Annotated in this window: 20 protein-coding genes and 2 tRNA genes; 14 read left to right on the top strand and 8 right to left on the bottom strand. The window is 62.6% G+C overall.

What is annotated here, in order from left to right; genetic code table 11:
* The first annotated feature begins 12 nt into the window (after positions 1-12).
* Complete coding sequence (locus QZ497_RS08155; RefSeq protein ID WP_295472976.1) at positions 13-759, top strand: TerC family protein; 747 nt, start codon at positions 13-15, stop codon at positions 757-759.
* An 85-nt stretch (positions 760-844) separates the two neighbouring features.
* Here the strand turns inward: QZ497_RS08155 and QZ497_RS08160 are convergent, their stop codons facing one another.
* The gene (locus QZ497_RS08160) at positions 845-1,021 is read right to left on the bottom strand and encodes a hypothetical protein (protein ID WP_295472978.1); all 177 of its coding nucleotides are present in this window, start codon (positions 1,019-1,021) and stop codon (positions 845-847) included.
* A 265-nt stretch (positions 1,022-1,286) separates the two neighbouring features.
* Here QZ497_RS08160 and QZ497_RS08165 point away from each other — a divergent pair, with 265 nt between their 5' ends.
* From QZ497_RS08165 to QZ497_RS08180, 4 genes are all read left to right on the top strand, one after another.
* Positions 1,287-1,949, top strand: coding sequence for a peptidase C39 family protein (locus QZ497_RS08165; RefSeq protein ID WP_295473013.1), 663 nt, complete (start codon positions 1,287-1,289; stop codon positions 1,947-1,949).
* 114 nt (positions 1,950-2,063) lie between these two features.
* Positions 2,064-2,140, top strand: a tRNA-Val gene (locus QZ497_RS08170).
* 206 nt (positions 2,141-2,346) lie between these two features.
* Positions 2,347-3,873 carry a diguanylate cyclase gene (locus QZ497_RS08175; protein ID WP_295472980.1) on the top strand — a complete coding sequence of 509 codons (1,527 nt, stop codon included), beginning with the start codon at positions 2,347-2,349 and terminating at the stop codon, positions 3,871-3,873.
* Positions 3,874-4,027: 154 nt separating this feature from the next.
* A tRNA-Val gene (locus tag QZ497_RS08180) sits at positions 4,028-4,104 on the top strand.
* Positions 4,105-4,205: 101 nt separating this feature from the next.
* On the opposite strand, the gene QZ497_RS08185 is transcribed toward QZ497_RS08180, so the two are convergent.
* Positions 4,206-4,568 carry an NUDIX hydrolase gene (locus QZ497_RS08185; protein WP_295472981.1) on the bottom strand — a complete coding sequence of 121 codons (363 nt, stop codon included), beginning with the start codon at positions 4,566-4,568 and terminating at the stop codon, positions 4,206-4,208.
* Between the two features lie 137 nt (positions 4,569-4,705).
* Positions 4,706-5,083 (bottom strand): hypothetical protein, encoded by a 378-nt coding sequence (locus tag QZ497_RS08190; RefSeq protein ID WP_295473015.1) that lies wholly within the window; start codon positions 5,081-5,083, stop codon positions 4,706-4,708.
* 338 nt (positions 5,084-5,421) lie between these two features.
* Between QZ497_RS08190 and QZ497_RS08195 the strand changes: the two genes are divergently transcribed.
* Both QZ497_RS08195 and QZ497_RS08200 read left to right on the top strand, forming a co-directional pair.
* Positions 5,422-8,268, top strand: coding sequence for an EAL domain-containing protein (locus QZ497_RS08195; protein ID WP_295472984.1), 2,847 nt, complete (start codon positions 5,422-5,424; stop codon positions 8,266-8,268).
* A 166-nt stretch (positions 8,269-8,434) separates the two neighbouring features.
* Positions 8,435-8,974, top strand: coding sequence for a hypothetical protein (locus tag QZ497_RS08200; RefSeq protein WP_295472986.1), 540 nt, complete (start codon positions 8,435-8,437; stop codon positions 8,972-8,974).
* A gap of 55 nt (positions 8,975-9,029) precedes the next feature.
* Here QZ497_RS08200 and QZ497_RS08205 read toward each other — a convergent pair whose 3' ends face one another.
* Positions 9,030-10,334 carry a glycosyltransferase gene (locus QZ497_RS08205; protein ID WP_295472988.1) on the bottom strand — a complete coding sequence of 435 codons (1,305 nt, stop codon included), beginning with the start codon at positions 10,332-10,334 and terminating at the stop codon, positions 9,030-9,032.
* Complete coding sequence (locus tag QZ497_RS08210; RefSeq protein WP_295472990.1) at positions 10,321-10,686, bottom strand: response regulator; 366 nt, start codon at positions 10,684-10,686, stop codon at positions 10,321-10,323. The genes QZ497_RS08205 and QZ497_RS08210 overlap by 14 nt, the downstream gene beginning before the upstream one ends.
* A gap of 252 nt (positions 10,687-10,938) precedes the next feature.
* On the opposite strand from QZ497_RS08210, the gene QZ497_RS08215 reads away from it, so the two are divergent.
* From QZ497_RS08215 to QZ497_RS08235, 5 genes are all read left to right on the top strand, one after another.
* Entirely contained in the window at positions 10,939-14,442 is a 3,504-nt protein-coding gene (locus QZ497_RS08215) for a response regulator (RefSeq protein ID WP_295472992.1), read from the top strand.
* 48 nt (positions 14,443-14,490) lie between these two features.
* Positions 14,491-15,312 (top strand): CheR family methyltransferase, encoded by an 822-nt coding sequence (locus QZ497_RS08220; protein ID WP_295472994.1) that lies wholly within the window; start codon positions 14,491-14,493, stop codon positions 15,310-15,312.
* Positions 15,309-15,920: a chemotaxis protein CheB gene (locus tag QZ497_RS08225; RefSeq protein WP_295472996.1), complete on the top strand. Its 612-nt coding sequence runs from the start codon at positions 15,309-15,311 to the stop codon at positions 15,918-15,920. Before QZ497_RS08220 ends, QZ497_RS08225 begins: the two co-directional genes overlap by 4 nt.
* Positions 15,914-17,113: a hybrid sensor histidine kinase/response regulator gene (locus QZ497_RS08230; RefSeq protein ID WP_295472998.1), complete on the top strand. Its 1,200-nt coding sequence runs from the start codon at positions 15,914-15,916 to the stop codon at positions 17,111-17,113. The genes QZ497_RS08225 and QZ497_RS08230 overlap by 7 nt, the downstream gene beginning before the upstream one ends.
* A 146-nt stretch (positions 17,114-17,259) precedes the next feature.
* Positions 17,260-17,637, top strand: coding sequence for a response regulator (locus QZ497_RS08235; protein WP_295473000.1), 378 nt, complete (start codon positions 17,260-17,262; stop codon positions 17,635-17,637).
* A gap of 9 nt (positions 17,638-17,646) precedes the next feature.
* Here QZ497_RS08235 and QZ497_RS08240 read toward each other — a convergent pair whose 3' ends face one another.
* On the bottom strand, positions 17,647-19,671 hold the full coding sequence (locus QZ497_RS08240) for a response regulator (protein WP_295473002.1): 2,025 nt from the start codon (positions 19,669-19,671) through the stop codon (positions 17,647-17,649).
* Entirely contained in the window at positions 19,668-21,173 is a 1,506-nt protein-coding gene (locus tag QZ497_RS08245; protein ID WP_295473004.1) for an ATPase domain-containing protein, read from the bottom strand. The genes QZ497_RS08240 and QZ497_RS08245 overlap by 4 nt, the downstream gene beginning before the upstream one ends.
* Positions 21,174-21,490: 317 nt before the next feature.
* On the opposite strand from QZ497_RS08245, the gene QZ497_RS08250 reads away from it, so the two are divergent.
* Both QZ497_RS08250 and nudC read left to right on the top strand, forming a co-directional pair.
* Positions 21,491-22,303, top strand: coding sequence for a crotonase/enoyl-CoA hydratase family protein (locus QZ497_RS08250; protein WP_295473006.1), 813 nt, complete (start codon positions 21,491-21,493; stop codon positions 22,301-22,303).
* A gap of 27 nt (positions 22,304-22,330) precedes the next feature.
* A complete protein-coding gene (gene nudC / locus QZ497_RS08255) occupies positions 22,331-23,161 on the top strand; it encodes an NAD(+) diphosphatase (protein ID WP_295473008.1) in 831 nt (276 codons plus the stop codon).
* Here the strand turns inward: nudC and QZ497_RS08260 are convergent.
* On the bottom strand, positions 23,129-23,908 hold the full coding sequence (locus tag QZ497_RS08260) for a TSUP family transporter (protein ID WP_295473009.1): 780 nt from the start codon (positions 23,906-23,908) through the stop codon (positions 23,129-23,131). The genes nudC and QZ497_RS08260 overlap by 33 nt on opposite strands.
* Between the last annotated feature and the right edge of the window lie 338 nt (positions 23,909-24,246).

Genomic DNA, 24,246 nt, shown 5'->3' on the forward strand with positions numbered 1-24,246 from the left:
AGGATATAAGTCATGGAATACCTGTTGGAACTTGCAACAAGTCCCGCGGCCTGGGTGGCGCTGGCAACACTGGTGGTCATGGAAGTCGTGCTCGGCATCGATAACCTGATCTTCATTTCGATCCTCACCAACAAGCTTCCCGAGCATCAGCGCGCCAAGGCGCGTCGGCTGGGCATCGGCATGGCACTGTTCATGCGTCTGGGCCTGCTCAGCACCGTGGCGTGGATCGTCCAGCTCACCGAGCCGGTACTGGAAGTGTTTGGTCAGATGTTCTCCTGGAAGGACATGATCCTCATCGCCGGTGGCCTGTTCCTGGTCTGGAAGGCGACCACCGAGATCCACCACAGCATGGAACACAGCGCCGAGAAGGAGGCATCGGTGGGTGGCAAGGTCACTCTGAACATGGGCGCGGCCATTACACAGATCCTCATGCTTGATCTGGTGTTCTCCATCGACAGCATCATCACGGCGGTGGGCATGACCGAACACTTGCCGATCATGATCATTGCCGTGGTCAGTGCCGTGGTGGTCATGCTGGTGGCAGCCGACCCGTTGGCCAAGTTCATCCATGACAACCCTACGGTGGTGATGCTGGCCCTGGGGTTTCTGATCATGATCGGCATGACGCTGATTGCCGAGGGCTTCGGAGCCCATGTGCCCAAGGGCTACGTGTACGCCGCCATGAGCTTCTCGGCGCTGATCGAACTGCTCAACATGATGGCCCGCCGTGCCAGGCGCAAGCGAGGTGAGGCAGCCTGAGCCTGAGGCTGTCGAGGCGGAAAAAGAAACGGTCGGTTCCGTGACGCGGAACCGACCGTTTTACCTACAGGGGGCTGGATAAGGATCAGTGAGCCGTCACAGGCCGTTGCGCGTGCGGTCTTGCAGGTTGTGGGCGAACCTGCGGCGCCTGGCGGTTGGACTGTTGATGGCGGCGAGCGATGCGCAACACGCCCCACAGCATGGCGCAGGCCACGGCCAGCCAGGCGGCGATCAACATCACGATGGTCATTTCCAGGCTCATAGAAAGTGCCTCCACGGTTGCTGCAATCTGTTGCAGTCCTGATAAATGACAGTCTAGCCCGCCCGGTGTTTCGTCAATTTGACCAGCGGCCCCTGGCTTCGAATCTTTTGATCTATGCGGGGCAGGGGACTGCACTGTCAGGCTATACCGGGGCCGACAGGCGCTCTATGATCGGCGCCTGTACCTGGCCGACGGGTGTCGGGTGTCGTCAAGCAAGTGAGGGAACATGCAGTCGGTTGTCATTTCATCGCGTTCGGCCCTGAAGATGCTCGCTATCCTGGCGTTGACGGCGGTTGCCGGGTGTTCATCGCCGCACCGCCTGGCGGCGATCCCGCCCGATCCTCAAGGCCTGCCGGACCGGGTTGAACTCAAGGCCGTACCGGTGTTTCGTGGCAATGTCTTCCAGAGCGGCCCCGCGTCACTGGCCAGCATGCTTGGCAGTCAGCAGGTGGCGACCACGCCCGGGCTGCTGGAAAAGAACCTGCAGCTGCCGCAGGCCGAACACCAGCTGGAGCAGAACCTGCAAAGGGTCGCCCGGGAATATGGTTTCGTGGTCTACCCGTTGGGCGACGACTTCCATGACCTGATGACCCAGGTGGCGGCCGGCTACCCGGTACTGGTCCGTTTCGACGCCGGACCCTTGCTGTTCAGTAAGCCTCGCTATGGCGTGCTGCTCGGTTATGACCGCTTTCGCGATACGGTGGTGCTGCAATCGGGCATGAGCGCGCGGCAGTCGATGAGCTTCTCCAGCTTCACCTCGGCCTGGAAAAGCGCCGGCCATTGGGCGGTGCTGATCCAGAATGCCCGGCAGTTGCCGGCCAAGGTCGATGCGCAGCGCTGGTTGCGGGCGGCCGATGAACTGGCCAGGGCCGGTCAGGAGCAGGCGGCGGCCGAAGCGCGCAAGACTCTGGCCCGGCAGGCCAATTGATGAGGCATGGCCCTGGCATCGCACCGCTTGGCTTAAAAAGTTTTCGGTTTTCAGTAAGTTAGCCAAAAAAGTCGTTGACAGGGTCGCGGATATCCGTAGAATGCGCCCCACAGCAGGCACATAGCTCAGTTGGTTAGAGCACCACCTTGACATGGTGGGGGTCGTTGGTTCGAGTCCAATTGTGCCTACCAGATTTATCAACCTCATGGTTGTGAGAAAGGGGCGATCCGCAAGGGTCGCCCTTTTTGTATGCGCCGTTCAGGCGGCGAGCGTTTCGATGATCCTCTTCCTCTAGCGTTCAAGCGTCCTGCCATTTCGCGGTGTGCGGCTTTTCCCCAGTGGACAGGGCCTAGTGCCTACTGGCAGCCTGAGCGACCTGTCGGCTTCGGGTGTGCCCGTGAAACGTGATCTTCACCTCGTCATCGTGTTGTTGCTGGTCGTGTGCCTGTCACTGACCTTCATGACCGGCTGGAAACTGGTCGCCGCGCGCAAGGCGATCATCAACAATGTCAATGTGAATGGCCTGAACCTGGCGCAGGCGCTTGCCACCTACTCGGAAGGCGTCGTCCGTCAGGGGGCGATGTTGCTCAATGGCGTGGTGGAGCGGATCGAAACCGAAGGTGCTGGTAGTGGGGCGCTCGAGCGGCTGGACAGGCTACTGCTTCTTCAGCAGCGGGCCATGCCTCAGCTCACCGGTGTCACCTTGCTGGATCGCCACGGCAATGAGATCGTCTCGTCGAATGTCGGGCACCGCCAGGCGGTCAGCGGTGCCGAACGTGCCTACTTCATCCACCACCGGCAGAATCCTTCGCAGGACATCTTCCTGGGGCCACCCATTCTCGACCGGTCCGGTCGTGAGTGGGTAATGACCATCAGTCGTCGCATCAACGATCCCCAGGGAGCTTTCATGGGGGTGGCGGTGGCGACCCTGGGGGTGAAGAACTTCCTTGATCTGTTCGGTCGCATCGACGTCGGCGAGAACGGCAGCATTTCGCTGGCGCTCAGCAATGGTCAACTATTGGTGCGTTATCCCTTCCGCGACCAGGATGTGGGGCGTGACTTTTCACGCTCGCCGGTGTTCCGGGAATATTTCGAAGACCGCAAGGAAGGAACGGCGGTCTATGCGTCGAGCCTGGACCACATCGAGCGCTTTGCGGCCTTTCGTCGCAGCGATAACCTGCCGCTGATAGTCACCGTCGCCCGTGAAACGAGCGAGGTGTTGCGGGGCTGGCGTCTCGATGCGCTGTGGTCGCTCCTCGTTCTGGCTGCGCTGATCCTGTTTACCATGGCCGTAGGCTGGGCTTTGTGGCGACACACCCGGCAGCGCATAGCCAACGAAGCTCGTCTGCATATCGCCGGCCAGGAACTGTTGAGTACCAACTTGACACTCGAACAGCTGGCGTTGCGTGACCCGTTGACCGGTCTGGCCAACCGGCGTGGCTTTGACGAGGCGCTGCGCATGGAGGTGGGGCGTGCCCGGCGAGAGGGCGGCTCGTTGGCGCTGCTGTTGGTCGATATCGACTTTTTCAAGCGCTTCAATGACACCCTGGGGCATGTGGCCGGGGACGAGTGCCTGCGCAAGGTGGGAGAGATGATGGGGGCATGCCTGCGTCGGCCCGCCGATCTGGCGGCGCGCTATGGTGGCGAGGAACTGGCGCTGTTGCTGCCCGGCACCTCGCTGGACGGTGCTCGACTCGTTGCCGAGGAGGTGCTCGTGCAGTTGCGCCGGCTCTCGATCACGCACCCGGCCAGCCCTTACGAGCGCGTCACGGCCAGCATCGGCATTGCCTGTTTCAGTGGTGCGCAATTGCAAGATGAGGTGTCGCAGCTTGTCCAGGCGGCAGACCAGGCCTTGTACCGCGCCAAGGCCGGCGGCCGGAATCGTTGCGAGAGCTGGCAGCCGGTGGAGATGCTTGAAGACTGATTGCCGATGGAGGGGGGGGCGCCTGGCATGTCGGAACGCTGAGCCCGGCTGGCGGTTTTTCCAGGCACTCGTGAAAAAATCCGCTTTTTCAGTGGCTTAGTAAGAAAAAGTCGTTGACAGGGTTGGGAATCTCCGTAGAATGCCGCCTCACAGCAGGCACGTAGCTCAGTTGGTTAGAGCACCACCTTGACATGGTGGGGGTCGTTGGTTCGAGTCCAATCGTGCCTACCATACAAATCCGCCCCTGCTGGCGGTAACGAAAAGGGCGACCTCAGGGTCGCCCTTTTTGCATTCCGGATCATGTTCAGCCGGGTTGGAACATGCCGCGCTGCTCAATGACCGCCGACCAGAGAGCGGATAATTCGCCGCGTCGCGCTGGTCGCCTTGAGATCATCAATCTCCGCTTCCGCCAGCCATTTGCAGGCGCTGATCTCGTTCAGCGGGCGAGGCTGGTCTTCATCCGGTACTTGGGTGATGAATACATGGTGCAACACCTCGTTGCCGCGGAATTCGTTCAGGTAGCGCAACTGCAGGCCTTCCAGTCCGGTTTCCTCGCTCAGTTCGCGCAGCGCGGCCTGTTCCGGTGTTTCTCCGGCTTCGATCTTGCCCCCCGGCAGGTTCCAGCGGGACTTCGGCTTGCGCACATAGAGAATCTGGTTGTCGCGTTTGCAAATGACGGTGGCTCTGACTTTCATCGGTATGGCTGTTCCTGGCCCGCGCTGGGGCGAAATGGCTCCCTTGAGCGGTTTGTCGGCCGGGCTCGGCAAAGGTTCAGATTTATTTGTCGGGGCGTGGCGACAGAGCCCGACGGCGCAGGGCTCTGCTGCAACGCTTAGAAGTCCCCCGAGGCGGGCGAGGCCTCGAAAGGCTGGTTCATCCTGCGGTAGGTCTTGTCATCCGTGGCGGCAAGCAGCTTGCGGCCATCCTTGAGCGTGGCCAGAAAAGTGACTTCCTTTTCCTCGCCAGCCAGCATCAGCCCGGCAGCGGCGCCTACCGGACCCAGCATCAGGGCTCCGGCCAGGCCCAGTCCGAGGGCGCCTTCGATATTCTTGTTATGCCCTTGGCTGGCGACTTCCATCGACTGGATGTCGCTACGCCGGAAGCTGATTCCGGGCCAAGGGTGGAGCGGGGTGATCAGCGTCAGGGTATCGGCCCGATAATCCCCGTCACCCTGAAGAAAATCCCCCGCTAAAACATTGATCTTAGCCATGTTCATTTCTCCATCGTTGCAAACGAGCGACCATTGCGCGCCCGGGGTTCGGGGCTGTCAATGGCCAGCGGACGATCAGGGTGAGCGTTCATCGGCCAGTTGTCGAAAACCTGCGGTGATCATGTCGGCAAGCGGCGAGTGTTGCGCTTGAGTGGCAGATTGATGACTGGCTCAGGGGTGAGCCACAGGGCGGTGGGTGAGGTGCGCGGCATGAACGGCCGGATAGAGAGCGAGGAAGTCATTTCCACTATGTGCGCCAGGCGTGCCCTCGCATAGAATAGGCCGCTTTCCTATGAGCCACGGCGATGCGGAGACAGGCTGATGGATGGGATGCCCTCATGAATGTGCCTCATACCGTTTCGTCGCTAAAGAAAATGCACGCGTCCTCTGCCGACCGTGAAGCGGTGGCTGCCGCCATTGGTTGTCTGCTGGATGCCTTGCGCCTCGCACAGCCCAAGGCTCGCTGGGCGGCCTATGCCGCCGGCGAGCACAAGCGCCTGCTGGGCTGCGATGCACACCCGCTGGACTGGCCAACCTGTATTTCCGGTGCAGAGTTCGAATCCTTCTGCCGTGCCTATGACTTGCGTCGCCTGGCTACCGGGCGAGGCGAGCAGGTACTGGGTTGGCTAGTGGCGCCGCAGGCACAGGCCAGCGAGCCGTGGCTCGAAGACACCGCGCTGCGTCTGGGCTCGCTGCTGCAGGAGTCCGCACTGGTGCGCGCCCAGGCGACCCAGCGGGTGCTTTACGAGATCAGCCACCTGGCCAGTTCTTCCCGGGACAGCGGCAGCTTCATCGCGGGTGTCCATCACCAGCTGGGCACGCTGATGGATGCCGAGAACTTCTACCTGGCCTTGTACGACAGCCAGCAGCAACGCATCAGCTACCCTTACTACGCCGATACCATTGATCGCGAGGTGCCCGCCCCCGACAGCTTCGAGGACTTCAACCCGCAGCGGCGCTCGCTGACCGGCCATGTGCTGGCCACCGGTGCGCCATTGTTCGTCGATGCTGCCGGTATCGAGCGGGCGGAGGCGCAAGGACGCTTCTGGTGTGCCGGTGCCCGTCCTGCCTTCTGGATGGGCGCGCCATTGCGCAACGCGGCTGACGACGTGTTCGGCGTGCTGGGGATGCAGATCTATGATGCCCGCCGGGCCTACAGTGCCGAAGACCGTGCGCTGTTCCAGGCGGTGGCCCGGCATGTCGCCATGGCCCTTGACCGGCTGTTGCAGCGCACCGATCTGCAACAGACGGTGCTGTTGCGCACCCAGCAGCTCTCGGCCGCCAACGATGCCTTGCGCCAGGAGGTCAGCGACCGCGAACGCGCCGAGCACCTGCAGAGCGCGTTGTTCAAGATCGCCGAGCTGTCCAGCCAGCAAGGCGACATGGATGCGCTGTTCCACAGTCTGCACCTGATCGTTGGCGAACTGCTGGAAGCGCACAACTTCTACATCGCCCTGCACGACAGTCGCACCGGCGAGGTCACCTTTCCCTATTACGTGGACGAGCGGGCAACGCGTCCGCATTCCAGGCGCGGGCAGCGCGGTTTCACCGAGTATGTGATCCGCCAGCGTCGTGCCTGCCTGATCGACCGCGAACAGGCGCTGCTGCTTGAAGACCTGGGGGAGATCGAGCGGCAGAAAGAGGCGCAGCGCTCCTGGTCCTGGCTGGGCGTTCCGTTGTACGAGGGTGACGATGTGCGCGGCATCCTCGTGGTGCAGAGCTACTCGCGAGACGTCAGCTACAGCCAGCGTGACCTCGAACTGCTGACCTTCGTGTCGCGGCATGTCGACACCGCATTGTCGCGGCGCAGCGCCGCCGAAGCCGTGCAGGCGGCCAACCTGCAGCTGGAGGCGCGTGTTCAGGACCGCACCCGTGAGCTGGACGTCGCCAACGCCAAGCTGCAATACGAGAACAGCCATGATGCCCTCACCGGGCTAGCCAACCGCAGCCACCTGCAACAGCGCCTGCAAGGCGCCTGGCAGACGTTCTGCGAGCAGGCCCGTCCGTTGCTGGTGATGTTCATCGACCTGGATCGTTTCAAGCTGGTCAACGACAGTCTGGGCCACCATTGCGGTGACAACCTGCTGGTCCAGGCCACCGAGCGGCTGCTTGGCTGCATGCGCGGCTCCGACCTGCTGGCGCGGCTGGGTGGCGATGAGTTCGCCGTGTTGGCCCATGGCGCGTCACTGGACATCGGCGTGCGGATCGCCGAGCGGATCATCGAGGCATTCGACCAGCCGTTCGACATCGATGGTCATACGGTGTTTTCCTCGTGCAGCATCGGCATTGTGGGCGCCGACCGGCAGTTCCACGTCGAGCCGGCAGATCTGCTGCGCGACGCCGACATCGCCATGTACCGCGCCAAGAATGCCGGACGTGACAACTTCGCGGTGTTCAACCAGCAACTGCGCAGCGAGGTATCCGACCAGATCGAGCAGGAGGGTGCCTTGCGCAATGCGCTCAAGCGCACCGATGAGCTGCTGCCGTATTTCCAGCCCATCGTCTGTGTCGAGACGGGCAGGCTGCTGGCGTTCGAAGCGCTGATCCGCTGGCGGCAGCCTGATGGTCGGCTGGTGACCCCAGGGGCCTTCCTGCCGGCCCTGGAGGGCTTGCGATTGATCGGGCGGTTGGACCTGTACATGCTGCAGCAGGTCATCACCATCCTGGCTCAGCCGGAAAACGCGCACTGGCCGCCGGTGCACGTCAATTGTTCCGCCTACAGCATCACCCGACCGGAGTTCGCCGAAGAGGTGCTGGCGCTACTGGTCGAACAGGGCGTCGCCGCTTCGCGTATCTGCCTGGAACTCACCGAAGGGGCTTTGGTGGCAGAGCCGGAGCGTGCCCGACAGACGATGAAAAAGCTGGCTGAAAGCGGTATTTCGGTGATTCTGGATGACTTCGGTGCAGGTTTTTCGTCGCTCAGCTACGTGCATCAATACCATTTCAGCGGCCTGAAGATCGACAAGTCGTTCATTCTCGAACTGAGCAGTTCGTCACGCAGCCGCGCTATCGTGCGAGCCATCGTGCGCATGGCCGAATCCCTTGGGCTGGCAGTGGTGGCCGAGGGGGTCGAAGACCCGCAGACGCTGGAGTGGCTGCGACAGATCGGTGCCGGGCAAGCCCAGGGCTACTATTTTTCCCGGCCCTTACCCCAGGAGCTGCTGGTGTCCTGGGCCTTCGCCTGATCGGCAAGGTCTTGCCGCGTCTGGCAAGGCCTGTCCGCCAGGCCCCGCGTCGTGAACCTCTATCTGGACGCTGCACTGCGCTATCACGCGGGTTTCTCGCAGCTGGCACCCATCTTGCTGCGGACTGCGCGGGGCCATACGGCCCCGCCACAGCAGGAGACCAACGATGTTCGTCAGCAACAGTACGCTCGACCACCTGACTTCCAGGTTCGTCAACGGGCGCCGGGCGCTGGAGGAGATATCCCGGGAGTCGACCCCTTCGTATGTGCCGTCCGCTGTCCAGGCAGCCGCTGCAACGCTCACCTCCGGTTCCGGAAGCGGGGCCTCGCAAGGCAATGCCCAGGACAATACGGCGTATAAGGAATCTTTCGCCAAGATGATGTTGAGCCTCAAATCCCAGGCATCCTTGGCGGCCGGTGTGGCCGACAAGGACAACGGGGTGAGCGGCCAGCCAGACGTGTCAGCCGAGCAGCCGGAACGGATTTCAGCCCGGCAGGCGTTTCTCGACTACATGCAGCAGCCGGCGATGGACAGGGTGCGTGAACAGCTGACCGGTGTCAGCAAGGAAGCGTACGAAGCCATGACCCCCGAGGAGCAGCAAGGCGTCGATCGCAAGTTCCAGGAGGCCTTGAAGCAGCAGCAGGAGGTGGCCAAGGAAGACATCAACACCCGTATCAAGGCGCTCAAGGCCGGGTTGATCGCCTGATGGTCGCGCCCGCTGTCGACAGGCAACGGGCGTTTTCCTGAGGCCGACTGGCGGTTCAGGCCAGGCGGTTCTTGGCCTCAATCCACTGCGCCATGTACTGGGTGCTCTTGTGCTGATGGTGACGCAGCATCGCCCCGGTGAAATTGGCCAGGCGATGGGCGGGCAACCTGTCGCGCAGCTCGGTGATGCGCTGGATCAGGCTGGCGGCGTGGCGGTCACGCGGGTAACGCTCGCCAAGCAGGCGCCAGCCGTCGACCTGCGCCTGCTCCCAGCGCGTCTGGTCACGGTACAGCCTCACGGCGGCCTCGGCGATGGCGGCGGCATTGGTGGCCACCAGGCCAGGCCAGGGCAATTCGCCGTGCATGGCTTCGGTGCCGATCGGCGTGGTCACCGAGGGCGTACCACAGAGCATCGCGTCGATCAGCTTGCCCTTGATGCCCGCGCCGAAGCGCAGCGGCGCCAGGCACACCCGTGCCTGGGCCATGACCTGCAGGGCGTCTTCTGCCCAGTCCATGATGTGGAAGCCCTGTGCCGGATTGTGCAGTGCCGTGGCCTTGGGCGGCGTGTAGGCGCCATAGATGTGCAGTTGGGCCTGCGGCAGCTGCTGGCGGATCAACGGCCAGATGGCGTTCTTGAGCCACAGCACGGCATCCCAGTTCGGCGCATGACGAAAGTTGCCGATGCTCAGGAAATGCGCGCGCTCGGTGAAGCCGGGAGGCGTTGGCAACGGAGGTTCCGGCATCAGCGGGCACCAGTGCAGCAGGGCGGGCGGCAAGTTGAACGCCGTGGTGAGCAGCTGCATTTCGACATCCGAAGTCATCAGGTTGAGGTCGCAGCGGTACAGTGCGGCGACCTCGCGCAACGCCAGGTCGCTGCCGGCCATGCGCTGGAACAGGCTGGTGTGGGGCTGTTCGAACAGGCTCGGCATGTTCGATTCGGCCGTCGGCGTTGCCAGCAAGGCCTTGAGATGCTGGTGGCGCGCATGCCGCAGGCTTTGTAGATCGGAGGTTTCCAGGACGCGCAGTGCGTTGGGGCAGTGTTTCTCGACCCGCCAGCCGAATTGCTCTTCGATCATGAACTGGTCGAACACCACCACATGCGGGTCCAGCTCGCGTACGAAACTGTCGAAGCTTTCGCTGTTCAGTTCGATGTGTCGTTCAGTGATGCCCAGGTCGTTCAGCGCGGCCCTGTGCAGACCCTCGCTGGCCGGGCTGGCGAAGGTGATCTGCCATCCTTGTTCGAGGAAACAGTGCAGAAGCTGCATGACGTGGCCGCTGGCCGCCGAGGAGCGTGGCTCCGGCCAGACATAGCCGATGAACAGCAGGCGGGTAGTGGGGGAATGCGGGTCATGCCTGGCCAAGAATACCGGTTACCTTGTCGCGCAGTTGGTCGATGGAGAAGGGCTTGCCGATGGAGTGCATGCCATCGGGGACCTCGATGTTTTCCGAATAGCCACTGGCGAACAGTACCGGCACTTCAGGGCGCAGCTGGCGGGCCTGGCGGGCCAGCTCGGTGCCTTTCATGTCCGGCAGCCCCTGGTCGGTCATCAGCAGGTCGATGTGCGCACTGCCATCCTTCAGGCGCGCCAGGGCGGACTCTGCATCGCTGGCTTCGAGCACCTGGTATTCCAGCTCCTCCAGGACATCGACGATCAGCATGCGCACGATGTCGTCATCTTCGACCACGAGAATGGTGCTGGCTTCGGCAGGCATGGTTAACTCCCTAAAAATGGCATTGGCGGCAGCGGCTATGCTGCCTTCTGAATCTGTAAACAAAACACCCTCAGAAGTTCCATGGATGGCTCAATGCCGTGCGGGCCTTTCCGTGAACTCCGCCATTCTGTGATGTGGCCGACTTATTGCCAATTTATGTTTGAAATTTCAATCCCGTAGAAGCGAAAACGGAATCTTTTTGTTAAGTTTGCGTCGCATGCGGTAATTTCACGGGGCCATCAGGGACTATCCATGAATCGTCTGTCTTCCATCGACGAACAGCGCTTTCGCAAACTACTGGGACGTAATGTCAGCCTGCCGCTGGGCGTGGGTGTGCTCAGCGCGGTGTTCTTCATCATTCTGATCACCTATCTGCTCGAAGCCATCCAGTGGGTCGAGCACACCGACCGGGTCATCAACAACACCAACCGCTCATTGAAGCTTTCCATCGACATGGAAACCGGTATGCGTGGTTACCTGCTGACCGGCGATGAGCATTTTCTCGACCCTTATGAGGTGGCCCGCCCGGTCCTGACGGCGGAGCTGCAGGGGTTGCAGAAGCTGGTCGAGGACAACCCCGTGCAGCTCGATCGCTTTCGCCGCCTGTCTACCCTGCAGGAGGAGTGGGACCAGTTCGCCCAAGAGATGATCGGCCTGCGCCGCCAGAACGGCGACTACCTGACGCCGACCATCGCCGGACGGGGCAAGCGCATTACCGATCAGATCCGCACGGAGTACGAGCAGGCGGTGGCCATGGAGCAGCAGTTGCGCATCGAGCGTAACGCCGATGTCACGCGTATCACCGTGCTTTCGGTCACCCTGTACCTGATTTTCGTGGTCTGCGTCAGCGGTATCCTGGCCTGGATGGGGCGTCGTGACCTGCTCAATCTGTCCACCACCTACAGCACCAACCTCAATCTGCAGGCCAGCAACGCCGAGCGCCTGGAAAAGGTCGCGTGGCTGCGCAACGGGCAGAGCGCTCTCGCCGAGCAAGTGCTTGGGCAACTGACGCTGAACCTGCTGGGCCGCAATGTGTTGAAGTTTTTCGCCCAGTACCTGGGGGTCGTGGTCGCTGCGGTTTACGTGCGCCAGGAGCACGGTGGCCTGTCGCGGGTGGCGACCTACGGCTTTTCCCGCGAGCAGGAAGAGCGGGAAGAAGCCTTTCATGCTGGTGAGCGACTTACTGGCCAGGTGCTGGAAGGGCAGCGGGTGATCACGGTCGATGCCTTGCCAGGCGATTACTTCAAGGTCAGTTCCGGGTTGGGCGAGTGCGCCCCGTGCAGCGTGGCCATCGTCTCGACCCGCAGTGACCAACAGGTCAACGGTGTGATCGAGCTGGGTTTCATGCGCCCGCTCAGTGAGCGTGATATCGAGTTCCTCGAACTGGTCGCCGATAACGTCGGCGCCTCTATCGAGGCGGCCCGTTATCGCCAGCGTCTGCAGGAAGTGCTCAGCGAAACCCGTCAGCTCAATGAGGAGCTCCAGGTGCAGCAGGAAGAGCTGCGTACCGCCAACGAAGAACTCGAGGAGCAATCCCGGGTGCTCAAGGAGTCCCAGGCCCATCTGGAAACCCAGCAGGCCGAGCTGGAGCAGACCAACGTACAGCTGGCCGAGCAGCGCGATGCGCTTGACTTGAAGAACGAAGAGCTGAGCACGGCGCAGGCCGAGCTGCAGGCGCGGGCCGATGAGCTGCAGCGTTCCAGCCGTTACAAATCCGAGTTCCTGGCCAACATGTCCCACGAGCTGCGTACGCCGCTCAACAGTTCGCTGATCCTCGCCAAGCTGCTGGCAGAGAATCCGGGCCGCAACCTCTCCGACGAGCAGGTCAAGTTCGCCGAATCGATCTATTCGGCCGGTAACGATTTGCTCAACCTCATCAACGATATCCTCGACATCGCCAAGGTCGAGGCCGGCAAGCTCGAAGTACGCCCCGAGAACTGCAGCGTGGTGCGTCTGGTAGAGAACCTCAAGAGCGTGTTCCAGCCCCTGGCGATGGACAAACAGTTGCAATTCAATGTCGAGCTGCTGGCCGATGCGCCGGAAATGCTGCACACCGACAGCTTGCGGCTGGAGCAGATCCTCAAGAACCTGCTGTCCAACGCCATCAAGTTCACCGAGCAGGGGAGCGTGACCCTGACCGTGTCCGGGCGTGCCGAGGGAGGTATCGCCTTCGCCGTACGCGATTCGGGCATCGGTATCGCCGACGATCAGCAGTTGAGCATCTTCGAAGCCTTCCACCAGGCCGACGGCACCACCAACCGCCGCTATGGCGGCACCGGTCTGGGCTTGTCCATTTCCCGTGACCTGGCAGCCCTGCTGGGCGGCTCGATCAGTGTCTCCAGCCAGTTGGGGCAGGGCAGTGTGTTCACCCTGTCGATGCCACAGACCTGGCACGCCCCCGAAGACAGCTCGCCGGCCCTGCTGGCGCCAGTGGTGGCCACGCCGTCTGCGGCGTTCCGCGCTCCCGAGGCATTGCCGCCGCGCGTCGAGGCGCGTTCGGCGCCGGTTGCCGGCCAGGCCCTGGAGCGCCCGCCATCTTTCGCCGATGATCGCGAGCTGGCGCCGTTCGATACGCGCAGCATCCTGGTCATCGAAGACGACGTGACTTTCGCACGGATCCTTTTCGATCTGGCCCACGAGCTGGGCTACCGCTGCCTGGTGGCCCATGCTGCCGATGAGGGTTTCGACCTGGCGGCGCAGTTCGCCCCGGACGCTATCCTGCTCGACATGCGCCTGCCCGACCACTCGGGCCTGACCGTGCTGCAGCGCCTCAAGGAGCAGGCCTCGACCCGGCACATCCCGGTGCATGTGATCTCGGTCGAGGACCGCCAGGAAGCGGCCCTGCACATGGGGGCCATCGGCTACGCGGTCAAGCCGACCACCCGTGAAGAGCTCAAGGATGTCTTTGCCAAGCTCGAAGCCAAGCTGACCCAGAAGCTCAAGCGCGTGCTCCTGGTGGAAGACGACGACCTGCAGCGCGAAAGCATCGCTTTGCTCATCGGCGACGACGACATCGAAATCACCGCCGTCGGCCTCGCCCAGCAAGCCCTGGAGTTGCTGCGCGAGAACATCTACGACTGCATGATCATCGACCTCAAGCTGCCTGACATGCTGGGCAACGAGTTGCTCAAGCGCATGGCCGCCGACGGCATTCGCTCCTTCCCGCCGGTGATCGTCTATACCGGGCGCAACATGACCCGCGATGAAGAGGCCGAGCTGATGAAGTACTCGCGCTCGATCATCATCAAGGGCGCGCGTTCACCGGAACGGCTGCTCGACGAAGTGACGCTGTTCCTGCACAAGGTCGAATCGCAGCTGTCCAACGAGCGACAGAAGATGCTGATGACCGCGCGAAGTCGCGACAAGGTGTTCGAGGCACGGCGCATCCTGGTGGTCGATGACGACGTACGCAACATCTTCGCGCTGACCAGCGCCCTGGAACACAAGGGCGCCGTGGTGGAAGTGGCGCGTAACGGCCAGGAGGCCCTGGATCGTCTCAACGAGGTCGAGGACATCGACCTGGTGCTGATGGACGTGATGATGCCCGAGATGGACGGTTTCGAAGCTACCGCACGAATCCGCAAGGACCCGCGCTGGCGCAAGCTGCCGGTGATCGCGGTGACTGCCAAGGCCATGAAGGATGACCAGGAGCGTTGCCTGCAGGCCGGCGCCAACGACTACCTGGCCAAGCCCATCGACCTGGACCGGCTGTTCTCGCTGATCCGGGTCTGGCTGCCGAAAATGGAACGTATTTGAGTGACTGTGGCCAAAGCGGCACTCAGATCCACAGGTTCAGGTTTTTGCATGTCCCATGACAAGAACGCCGATATCGAGCTGCGGCTGTTGATCGAGGCCATCTACCTCAAGTACAGCTACGATTTCCGCGACTATTCCGGCGCCTCGATCAAGCGCCGGGTGCAGCACGCGCTGCTGCAGTTCGAGTGCGCCACCATCTCGGCGCTGCAGGAGCGCGTGCTGCACGATCCCCAGGCCTTCACCCAGCTGTTGCAGTGGCTCACCATTCCGGTCAGCGAGATGTTCCGCGATCCCTCGCACTTCCTGGCGATTCGCCAGGAAGTGATGCCGATTCTGCGCACCTACCCGTCGCTGAAGATCTGGATCGCCGGTTGCAGCACCGGGGAAGAGGTTTACTCGATGGCCATTCTGCTGCGTGAAGAGGGGCTGTTGGAGCGTACTATCCTGTATGCCACCGACATCAACCCCAACTCCCTGGAGAAGGCCGAGCAGGGCATCTTCGCCATGGACAACGTACGCGCCTGGGAGCACAGCTATCGGGCGGCCGGCGGACGCGGCGCGCTGTCGGATTACTACACCTCGGCCTACGACTACGCGATTTTCGACAAAAGCCTGCGCGAGAACGTGACCTTCGCCGACCACAGCCTGGCCACCGACAGCGTGTTCTCCGAGACGCACCTGATTTCCTGCCGCAACGTGCTGATCTACTTCAACAAGAAGCTTCAGGACCGTGCCTTCGGCCTGTTCCACGAATCGCTTTGCCACCGGGGCTTTCTGGCTCTGGGCAGCAAGGAAACCCTTGATTTCTCTGCCTACACTGACGCCTTCGAACCCCTGGTCAAGCCTGAACGGATCTACCGCAAGTCATGAAGACAACCTTTGGCGGTTCCCCTGTGCCTGCCTTGCCACGGGTCGAGGCCATCGTTCTGGGGGCTTCGGCCGGTGGCGTCGAGGCGTTGCTGACGGTCACGCAGGGCATTCGCCGGGGCTTCCGGTTGCCGCTGATCGTGGTACTGCACTTGCCTGACCAGCACTGCAGCCAACTGGCGCAGATTTTCCAGAACCGCCTGCCGATCGAGGTACGCGAGGCGCGCGACAAGGAAAGCCTGACTCCCGGCACCCTGTATTTCGCGCCGGCCGGCTACCACCTGTCGGTGGAAGATGACCGCAGCCTGTCGCTGAGCCAGGAGGAGAAGGTGTTCTTTTCCCGGCCCAGTATCGACATTCTTTTCGAATCGGCCGCCGATGCCTATGGCCCGCATCTGGTCGGTGTCCTGCTGACCGGTGCCAATGCCGATGGTGCGCGCGGCCTGGCCCGCATCAAGGCGTTCGGCGGCCTGACTGTGATCCAGAACCCCGAGCTGGCCGTGGCGTCTGCCATGCCCGAGGCCGGCCTGAGCCTGCATACCCCCGATTACCTGCTATCGCTGACGGAGATCAGAGATTTGCTGACCCAACTGGAACGAATCGCATGCTGAGCCACATCAAGGCAAAACTGCTGATCGTCGACGATCTGCCGGAAAACCTTCTGGCCCTCGAAGCGCTGATCAAGCGCGAGGATCGCACGGTGTATCAGGCTCTCTCAGCCGACGAGGCGCTGTCGTTGCTGCTGCAGCACGAGTTCGCCCTGGCCATTCTCGATGTGCAGATGCCTGGCATGAATGGCTTCGAGCTGGCCGAGATGATGCGTAGCACGGAAAAGACCAAGCATATCCCCATCGTGTTCGTGACCGCCGCCGGGCGCGAGATGAACTACGCCTTCAAAGGCTACGAAAGCGGGGCGGTGGACTTTTTGCACAAGCCGCTGGACATCCATGCGGTGAAGAGCAAGGTCAATGTGTTCGTCGAGCTGTATCGCCAGCGCAAGGCCATGAAACTGCAGGTCGAGGAGCTGGAGCGCAGCCGCCAGGAACAGCAGGTGTTGCTCGAACAGCTGCAGGCCACCCAGGCGGATCTGCAACGCGCGGTACGCATGCGCGACGATTTCATGTCCATCGTTTCCCACGAGGTGCGCACGCCGCTCAACGGCCTGATCCTGGAAACCCAGTTGCGCAAGTTGCACCTGGCAAAGAACAACGAGTCGGCCTTCAGCCTGGATAAGATCCGCAGCATGGTCGAACGCGATGAACGGCAGATCCAGAGCCTGATCCGCCTGATCGAAGACATGCTCGACGTGTCGCGGATCCGTACCGGCAAGCTGTCAATCCGCACCAGCGCCTTCGACCTGTCCGAACTGGTCAGCAACCTGTTGGAGAATTTCGCGGCGCAGGTCGACGCCGCCGGCTGCACGCTGACCCTGAATGCCAATGACCCGGTGATCGGCGTGTGGGATGAGTTTCGTATCGAGCAGGTGATTGCCAACCTGCTCACCAATGCCTTGCGCTACGGTGCCGGAAAGCCTGTAGAAGTCCGGGTTTACGCCGATACAAGCTGCAATGAGGCGCGCGTCGAGGTGCGTGACCATGGCATCGGCATTTCGGCCGAGAACCAGGCGCGTATCTTCCAGCAGTTCGAACGGGTAACCGCCAGTCATGCGGTGGCCGGGCTGGGGCTGGGTCTGTTCATCTCCGAACAGATCGTGCTTGCCCATGGTGGACGGATCCAGGTGCAAAGCCAGGAAGGCGATGGCTCTACGTTCAGCGTCTGTCTGCCTTTGCAGGCAGACGGCTGAACGCGCCGGCGCCGGTCTTGCAAGAGCGAGGCGCCGGTTTTTTCCTGCCCGATGCCCAAGGGTGCAAATTGCCAGACAATCCTGCGCAACCTCCTTGAAGCAGCGTGGTCGTATGGGCAGCTATCTGAATACTTGAAGGCCGTTACATGAGCGTTGATGCGCAAGACGTTGTACTGATCGTCGAAGACGAACCCCTGATCATGATGCTGCTGTCGGACTACCTGTCCGGCGAGGGGTATCGTGTACTGCAGGCCGAGAACGGCGAGCAGGCCTTCGAAATCCTGGCCAGTCGGCCACACCTTGACCTGATGATCACCGACTACCGTCTGCCGGGCGGAATTTCCGGGGTGATGATCGCCGAGCCGGCGGTCAAACTGCGTCCGGACCTCAAGGTGATCTTCATCAGCGGCTATCCGGCGGAGATCGCTGAATCCGGCAGCCCCATTGCGGCCCGCGCGCCGATTCTGGCCAAGCCGTTCACCATGGAAACCCTGCACAGCCAGATCGAAAGGCTGCTCGCCTGATCCGGCGTTTCAGCCTCCAATCATCTCCCGCACCTTGGCGGTCAGGTGGTCGAAGGTGAAAGGCTTGCTGATCATCTGCATTTCATCACCCAGGAAGTCCGCCCTGACTGCGGCGTGTTCGGCATAGCCGGTGATGAACAGCACCTTGAGACCGGGCCGTAGTGCGCGGGCGATCTCCGCCAGTTGACGGCCGTTCATCCCTGGCAGGCCCACGTCGCTGATCAACAGGTCGATGCGCCGCGGCGACTCCATGATCGGCATCGCACTGCTGGCGTCGCTGGCCTGTTCGAAGGCGTAGCCCAGCTCATCCAGGACCTCGCTGACCAGGCGGCGCACGGCCGGCTCGTCTTCCACGATCAGCACGGTTTCGCCTTCCCTGGCAAAGCCGGCGTCGCTCTGGAAGGTCTGCTGGTCATCCTCCGGGGTGCCCAGGTAGCGCGGCAGGAACAGGTTGACCGTGGTGCCCTGGCCGACTTCGCTGTCGATCGCCACATGGCCGCGTGACTGCTTGCTGAAGCCATAGATCATCGACAGGCCCAGGCCGGTGCCCTGGCCAATCGGTTTTGTGGTAAAGAACGGGTCGAAAGCGCGGCTGACCACCGTGGCGGGCATGCCGCAGCCGTTGTCACTGACGCTCAGGCACACGTATTCGCCGGGCAGCAGGTTGTCGTAGCTGTCGGTGTAGCTGCGTTCCAGGCGGCGATTGCTGGTCTCGATACGCAGTCGCCCGCCGTCCGGCATGGCGTCGCGGGCGTTGAGCACCAGGTTGAGCAGGGCGCTCTCCAGCTGGTTGGCGTCGGCTTCGGCGGTCCACAGCTGTGCATCCAGCACCATCTGCAAATGAATGCTTTCGCTCAGGCTGCGCTGGATCAGCTCGTCCATGGCACGGATCAGGTGATTCATTTCCACCGGTCGGGCATCCAGCGACTGGCGCCGTGAGAAGGCCAGCAGCCGGTGGGTGAGGGCAGCGGCGCGGTTGGCCGAGGTCACGCCCAGGTCGATGAGGCTCTCCAGGTCTTCGGTGCGGCCCCGCGCCAGGCGTCGGCGCATCAGCTCCAGGCTGCCGATGATGCCAGTCAGCATGTTGTTGAAGTCGTGGGCGATGCCGCCGGTGAGCTGGCCCACCGCTTCCATCTTCTGTGACTGGCGCAGCACTTCCTCGTTATGCCGCAGTTGCGAGGTGCGCTCCTGGATCTGCTGTTCCAGGTTTTCGTTGAGACGCCGCAGCTGGGCTTCGGCCTGCTTGCGGTCGCTGATGTCTGAGGTTACGCCGACCAGCGCGCTGATCTGCCCATTCTTGGCATGGATGGTCCGTGCGCGTACGTCCACCCAGTTCAGTGATCCGTCCGGCCACAGGTTGCGGAATTCGATGATGAAGTCGGCACCGCTGTCCAGGCTGTGCTGAAGTGCCGCCTGCATGCGCGGCTGGTCCTCGGCATACACGGTGTCCAGCCATTGTGTGTAGTCGAACGGCTCATGTTCGCTGCGCCCGTAGTGCGCCCGGGTGATGGCCGAACATTCGAGCACCAGCCCGTCGACATTCAGCTGCCAGGCGCCCAGGCGCCCTGCGGTGAGGGCGTTGTGCAAGCGTTGCTCGCCTTCGATCAGGTCTTCCATGCGTGCTCGCGCTTCGTACTGGCGCCGTCGCCCGCGCACTGCCGTGTTGACCAGGCTGACCAGGGTCATGGGGTGGAAGGGGCGCTCCAGAAAGCTCACGTTACCCAGCTGGCTGCCCAGACGGGTCGAAGGATTCTGCTCCGGGCCACCGTGGCGGGTCAGGAGGATCACCGGCAGGTCCGACCAGGCCGGCTGGTCGGCCAGCAAGGCCAGCAGCGGCGCAAGGTCCACGCCGCGCAGGGCTTCGTCGGCGATGATCGCCAGCCCGGCCCCGGCTGCCAGTTCCGCGACCAGGGCGGGCAGGTCGCCGACCACCTTGGCGCGCAGGCCAGCCTCGGCAAGGAGACTGCTCGCCACCTGACCGTCACGCCCGTGAGGCGCAAGGATGATGGCCCGCTCGGAGAACGCTGGTATCAAGGGTACTCGTCCTCTAGCAGGGGCTGACTGTCGCCGTAGTAGTGAGGCACTCCGCGCAGCACGCCCTGGAAGCCATGCAAGGGGGCACCAATCTTCAGGCCGCCCACACCGATGCGGTACTCCCGGATAGTCGATTCGTGGGCGCCGGTACGCTTCTTGATGATTGAAATGGCCCGGCGTACCTCACCCAGTGCTTCGAAATAGCGCAGCAGGATCACCGTGTCGGCCAGATAGGTAATGTCTACCGGGGCGCGCATGTCGCCCACCAGGCCCTGCTGCGCGATGGCCATGAAGGTCGAGGCGCCTCGACGGTTGAGGTACAGCAGCAGCTCGTGCATGTGCAGCACCAGGGCGTTTTCCTCGGGCATTGCCGCCTGGTAGCCATTGAGGCTGTCGATGATCACCGTTTCGATACGCTGTTCATCCACGCAACGGCGCACCCGATGGGAGAATTCGCCGGGCGAGAGTTCGGCGGCATCCACCTGTTCGATCCAGATCTGTTCCTTGTTCTGCAGGTTGCGCAGGTCCATGCCCAATGCCTGCATGCGGTCGTGCAACAGACCCAGCTCCTCGTCGAAGACGAACAGCGCAGCACGCTCGCCGCGGGCAATCGCCTGCATGGCGAAGACCAGGGCCAGCAGCGACTTGCCGGTGCCGGCCGGGCCCAGTACCAGGGTGCTTGAACCACGCTCGACGCCGCCGCCGAGCAGGGCGTCGAGTTCGGCTATACCGCTGCTCAACTGGCGGCGTTCAAACTGGTTGCGGTGTTCGGCCGCGACCAGGCGCGGGAAGACCTTGATGCCGCCAACCTGGATGGTGAAGTCGTGATAGCCGCCACGGTACTTTTGCCCGCGGTACTTGATGATCTTCAGGCGCCGCCGCTCTGCGCCGTAGGACGGCGTCAATTCCTGCAGACGGATGACGCCATGGGCCACGCTGTGCACGGTCTTGTCCAGCGCGTCGGTGGTCAGGTCGTCGAGCAGCAGCACCGTGGCGTCATAACGCGCGAAATAGTGCTTCATCGCCAGCACCTGACGCCGGTAGCGCAGCGAGCTTTGCGCCAGCAGGCGGATTTCGGAAAGGCTGTCGATCACCACCCGGCTGGGCTTTGTGCGCTCCACCGCGCTGAAGATCTGCGCGACGGTTTCGCCCAGCTCCAGGTCCGAGGAATAAAGAAGGCTCTGCTGGTGTTCGATGCTGAGCAGGCTCTCCGGCTGCGCCAGCTCGAAAACTGCAATGCTTTCGTCGAACTGCCAGCCATGTGAGTGGGCACTTTCGCGCAGCTCACGCTCGGTTTCGGACAGGGTGATGTACAGGGTGGTCTCACCCGCTTGCATACCGGCCAGGAGAAACCGCATGGCCACAGTGGTCTTGCCGGTGCCCGGCTCGCCTTCGAGGAGGAACACGTGGCCGCGCGACAGCCCTCCGGACAGCACGTCGTCCAGACCTTCGATGCCGGTTTGCGCCTTTGGGGTAGCCAATGAATGCACCTCGTAATCCATGAGTGGCCGGAGCTGCCAGTTGGCGCTCGGTTCCCTGACCGTGCTGCAGTGATTGACCCCGTCTGCGCAGGTGCGTTCAGAGATTCTTCCAGTGCTGCCGACGCTTGCCAAGCCGGTCGTGGTGGTCCGGCAATTGACCGTTGCTGCGCTTTACGGGAATGGCCGCAAGGTTGCTATAGTCACGCGTTCAAACCCGCTGGCAAGCGAGCGCAGACGTGCTGGGCTGGTGGCACCGACTTGAGCCGGGATGTCTTTCGCGGCTGTAACCGCTCAAAGGATGAATCCACCTGCTGCAAGCCAATATCGAGGATCCTGCCGTGTCCGACTACCAAGCCTTTACCGTGCATATCGACGACCGCATCGCCCATGTGCAGATCAACCGGCCTGACAAGCTCAACGCCATGAATGCACCGTTCTGGCGGGAAATAATCGACATCTTCGGCCTTATCGACGAGCGTGACGACATACGCGCCGTGGTGCTCAGTGGTGCGGGCCGACACTTTTCTTCGGGGATCGATCTGGCCCTGCTGAGCAGCGTGGCCAGCGAGCTGGGGGCCGACAGCGGGCGTAACGCCAGGCGCCTGCGACGGCGCATCAAGGAGTTGCAGGCATCGTTCACCGCCGTCGCCGAATGCCGCAAGCCGGTGCTGGCCGCCGTGCAGGGCTACTGCCTGGGTGGCGCCATCGACCTGATAGCCGCCTGCGACATGCGCTATGCCGCCGCCGATGCACAGTTCGCCATCCGCGAGATCGACATGGGCATGACGGCCGACGTAGGCACCTTGCAGCGCTTGCCGCGGATCATCGGCGATGGCATGTTGCGTGAGCTGGCCTACACCGGGCGCACGGTCGACGCCCGCGAGGCCGAGCGTATCGGGTTGGTCAATCGTGTCTACGACGATGCGCCGCAGTTGCTCGAGGGCGTGCTGGCGCTGGCCCGGCAGATCGCCGAGAAGTCGCCGATCGCCGTGGAGGGCAGTAAGCGCATGATCGACTACATGCGCGACCACCGTGTCGACGATGGCCTGGAGTACGTTGCCATCTGGAACGCCGCCATGCTGCAATCAGCCGATCTCAAACAGGCCATGCTGGCCCACATGAACAAGCACAAGCCGGTGTTCGACGACTGAACACGGCGCAGACAGGAGTGTGTTTCGATGACCCGCCGTTGGACCACCGCCGTACTCGACCCTCAACGCAACGAAGGCCGTGCCGTGGTACACAGCCCCCAGGGCTTCCTGATGGGCGAGGAGGGCGTGCTGTTCTCCAGGCAATGGCTGGCCAGCCTCGACCTGCCGCTGTTGAGTGAGCACGGTATCGGCCATTTCGATGGCGAGCCGGTGTACCTGTGGGTGCTGCCCCAGGCCGTAGAGCTTCCCGGGCTGGTCTGGCAGGGCTTGCGCCAGTTCATGATGCAGGGCGATTTCGCGGTGTACCAGAAGCTTGGCTACGCCGCGCAGATCGCCACCTGGGCACGCGAACACCGGTTCTGCGGCGCCTGCGGCCAGCCGACCGTGCAGGTCCCCGGCGAGCGGGCAATGTATTGCGCCGCCGACGACCTGCGTTTCTACCCGCGCATTTCACCGAGCATGATCGTGCTCATCACCCGTGGCGACGAGATTCTCCTGGCTCGCTCGCCGCGTTTCGTCACCGGTATCTACAGTGTGCTGGCCGGGTTTGCCGAGCCGGGCGAGTCCGCCGAAGACTGTGTGCGCCGCGAAGTGATGGAGGAGGTGCGGCTGACGGTACGCAATATCCAGTACATCGGTAGCCAGTGCTGGCCGTTTCCGCATTCGATGATGCTGGGCTTCCATGCCGAATACGAAAGCGGCGAAATCATCCGTCAGCCTGAAGAGATCGAGGACGCCCGCTGGTTCAGCATCCACGACCTGCCGCCGCTGCCGGCCAACCGCTCGATTGCCCGCTACCTGATCGACCTTTACCTGGCGCGCCGCTCAGGCGCCCCCGAACCAGTGCTGCCAGGCTAGGCGCACGGTCAGCGCCAGGACCATGATGATGAACACCGGGCGAATGAACTTGGCGCCGCCCTTGATCGCCGTGCCGGCGCCGAAATAGGCGCCGAGCATGACCGCCAGGCCCATGCTCACGCCGATGATCACGTCGACCTGCCCGGACACCGCGAATACCGTCAGGGCCATAGCGTTGCTGACAAAGTTCATGCTGCGCGCCACACCACTGGCCTTGACTAGGTCCACCGGGTAGGCCATCAGCGTGCTGACGGTCCAGAAGGCGCCGGTGCCGGGGCCCGCCACGCCATCGTAGAAGCCCAGGCTCAGGCCCTGCGGCACCTGGCGTGCCTTCTTGATCGGTGCATCGCTGTCCAGCGGTGCCTTGGGCGTACCGCCGAACAACAGGTAGAGCCCGCAGGCGAAGACGATCACTGGCAGCATCTGGTTGATCCACTGTGCCGGCAGGTAGTGGGCGATCACCGCGCCAAGCGCCGCACCCACGGCGGTGCTGATCAGCGCCAGCTTCCATTGCGCCGGGTCGAACAGCTTGCGCCGGTAGTAGGTGAAGCTCGCGGTGGCCGAGCCAAAGGTGGCGCACAGCTTGTTGGTACCCAGCACCATGTGCGGTGGCAGCCCGGCGGTCATCAGCGCCGGTGTGGTGAGCAGGCCGCCGCCACCGGCGATGGCATCGATGAATCCGGCCACGAAGGCCACGACCGCGAGAACGGCCAGGGTGAGGGGATCGACACTGAGTTCAAAAGGCATGGGCAAGGCTTATTGGCAGGCAGGGCGCAACGGGCGCCCCAAAGCCGCGCATTCTAGCTGCCTTGGTCTGTGTTGTCCCGGTTTCGCGGTCACACAGTTCGGTTAGCCCCAATACCGTTCGGTTATGCGCTTTTCACTGCGGCATGTGGCCCGGTGGGAGCGGCTTTAGCCGCGAAAGCGCCAGGAAATTCACTGCATCTGTTGTGAGCCGGCGGTCGCTTCGCGGCTGAAGCCGCTCCTATGTATGGACTCGCCCCACACTGTCAACACGCTTTGCTTTAAACACTGCTGCCCGGTTGCATCTATGTATCAGGCCTATTCGAGGAAGCGCCTGGCTT

It is taken from the genome of uncultured Pseudomonas sp. (genome assembly GCF_913777995.1).
Lineage (GTDB): Bacteria > Pseudomonadota > Gammaproteobacteria > Pseudomonadales > Pseudomonadaceae > Aquipseudomonas.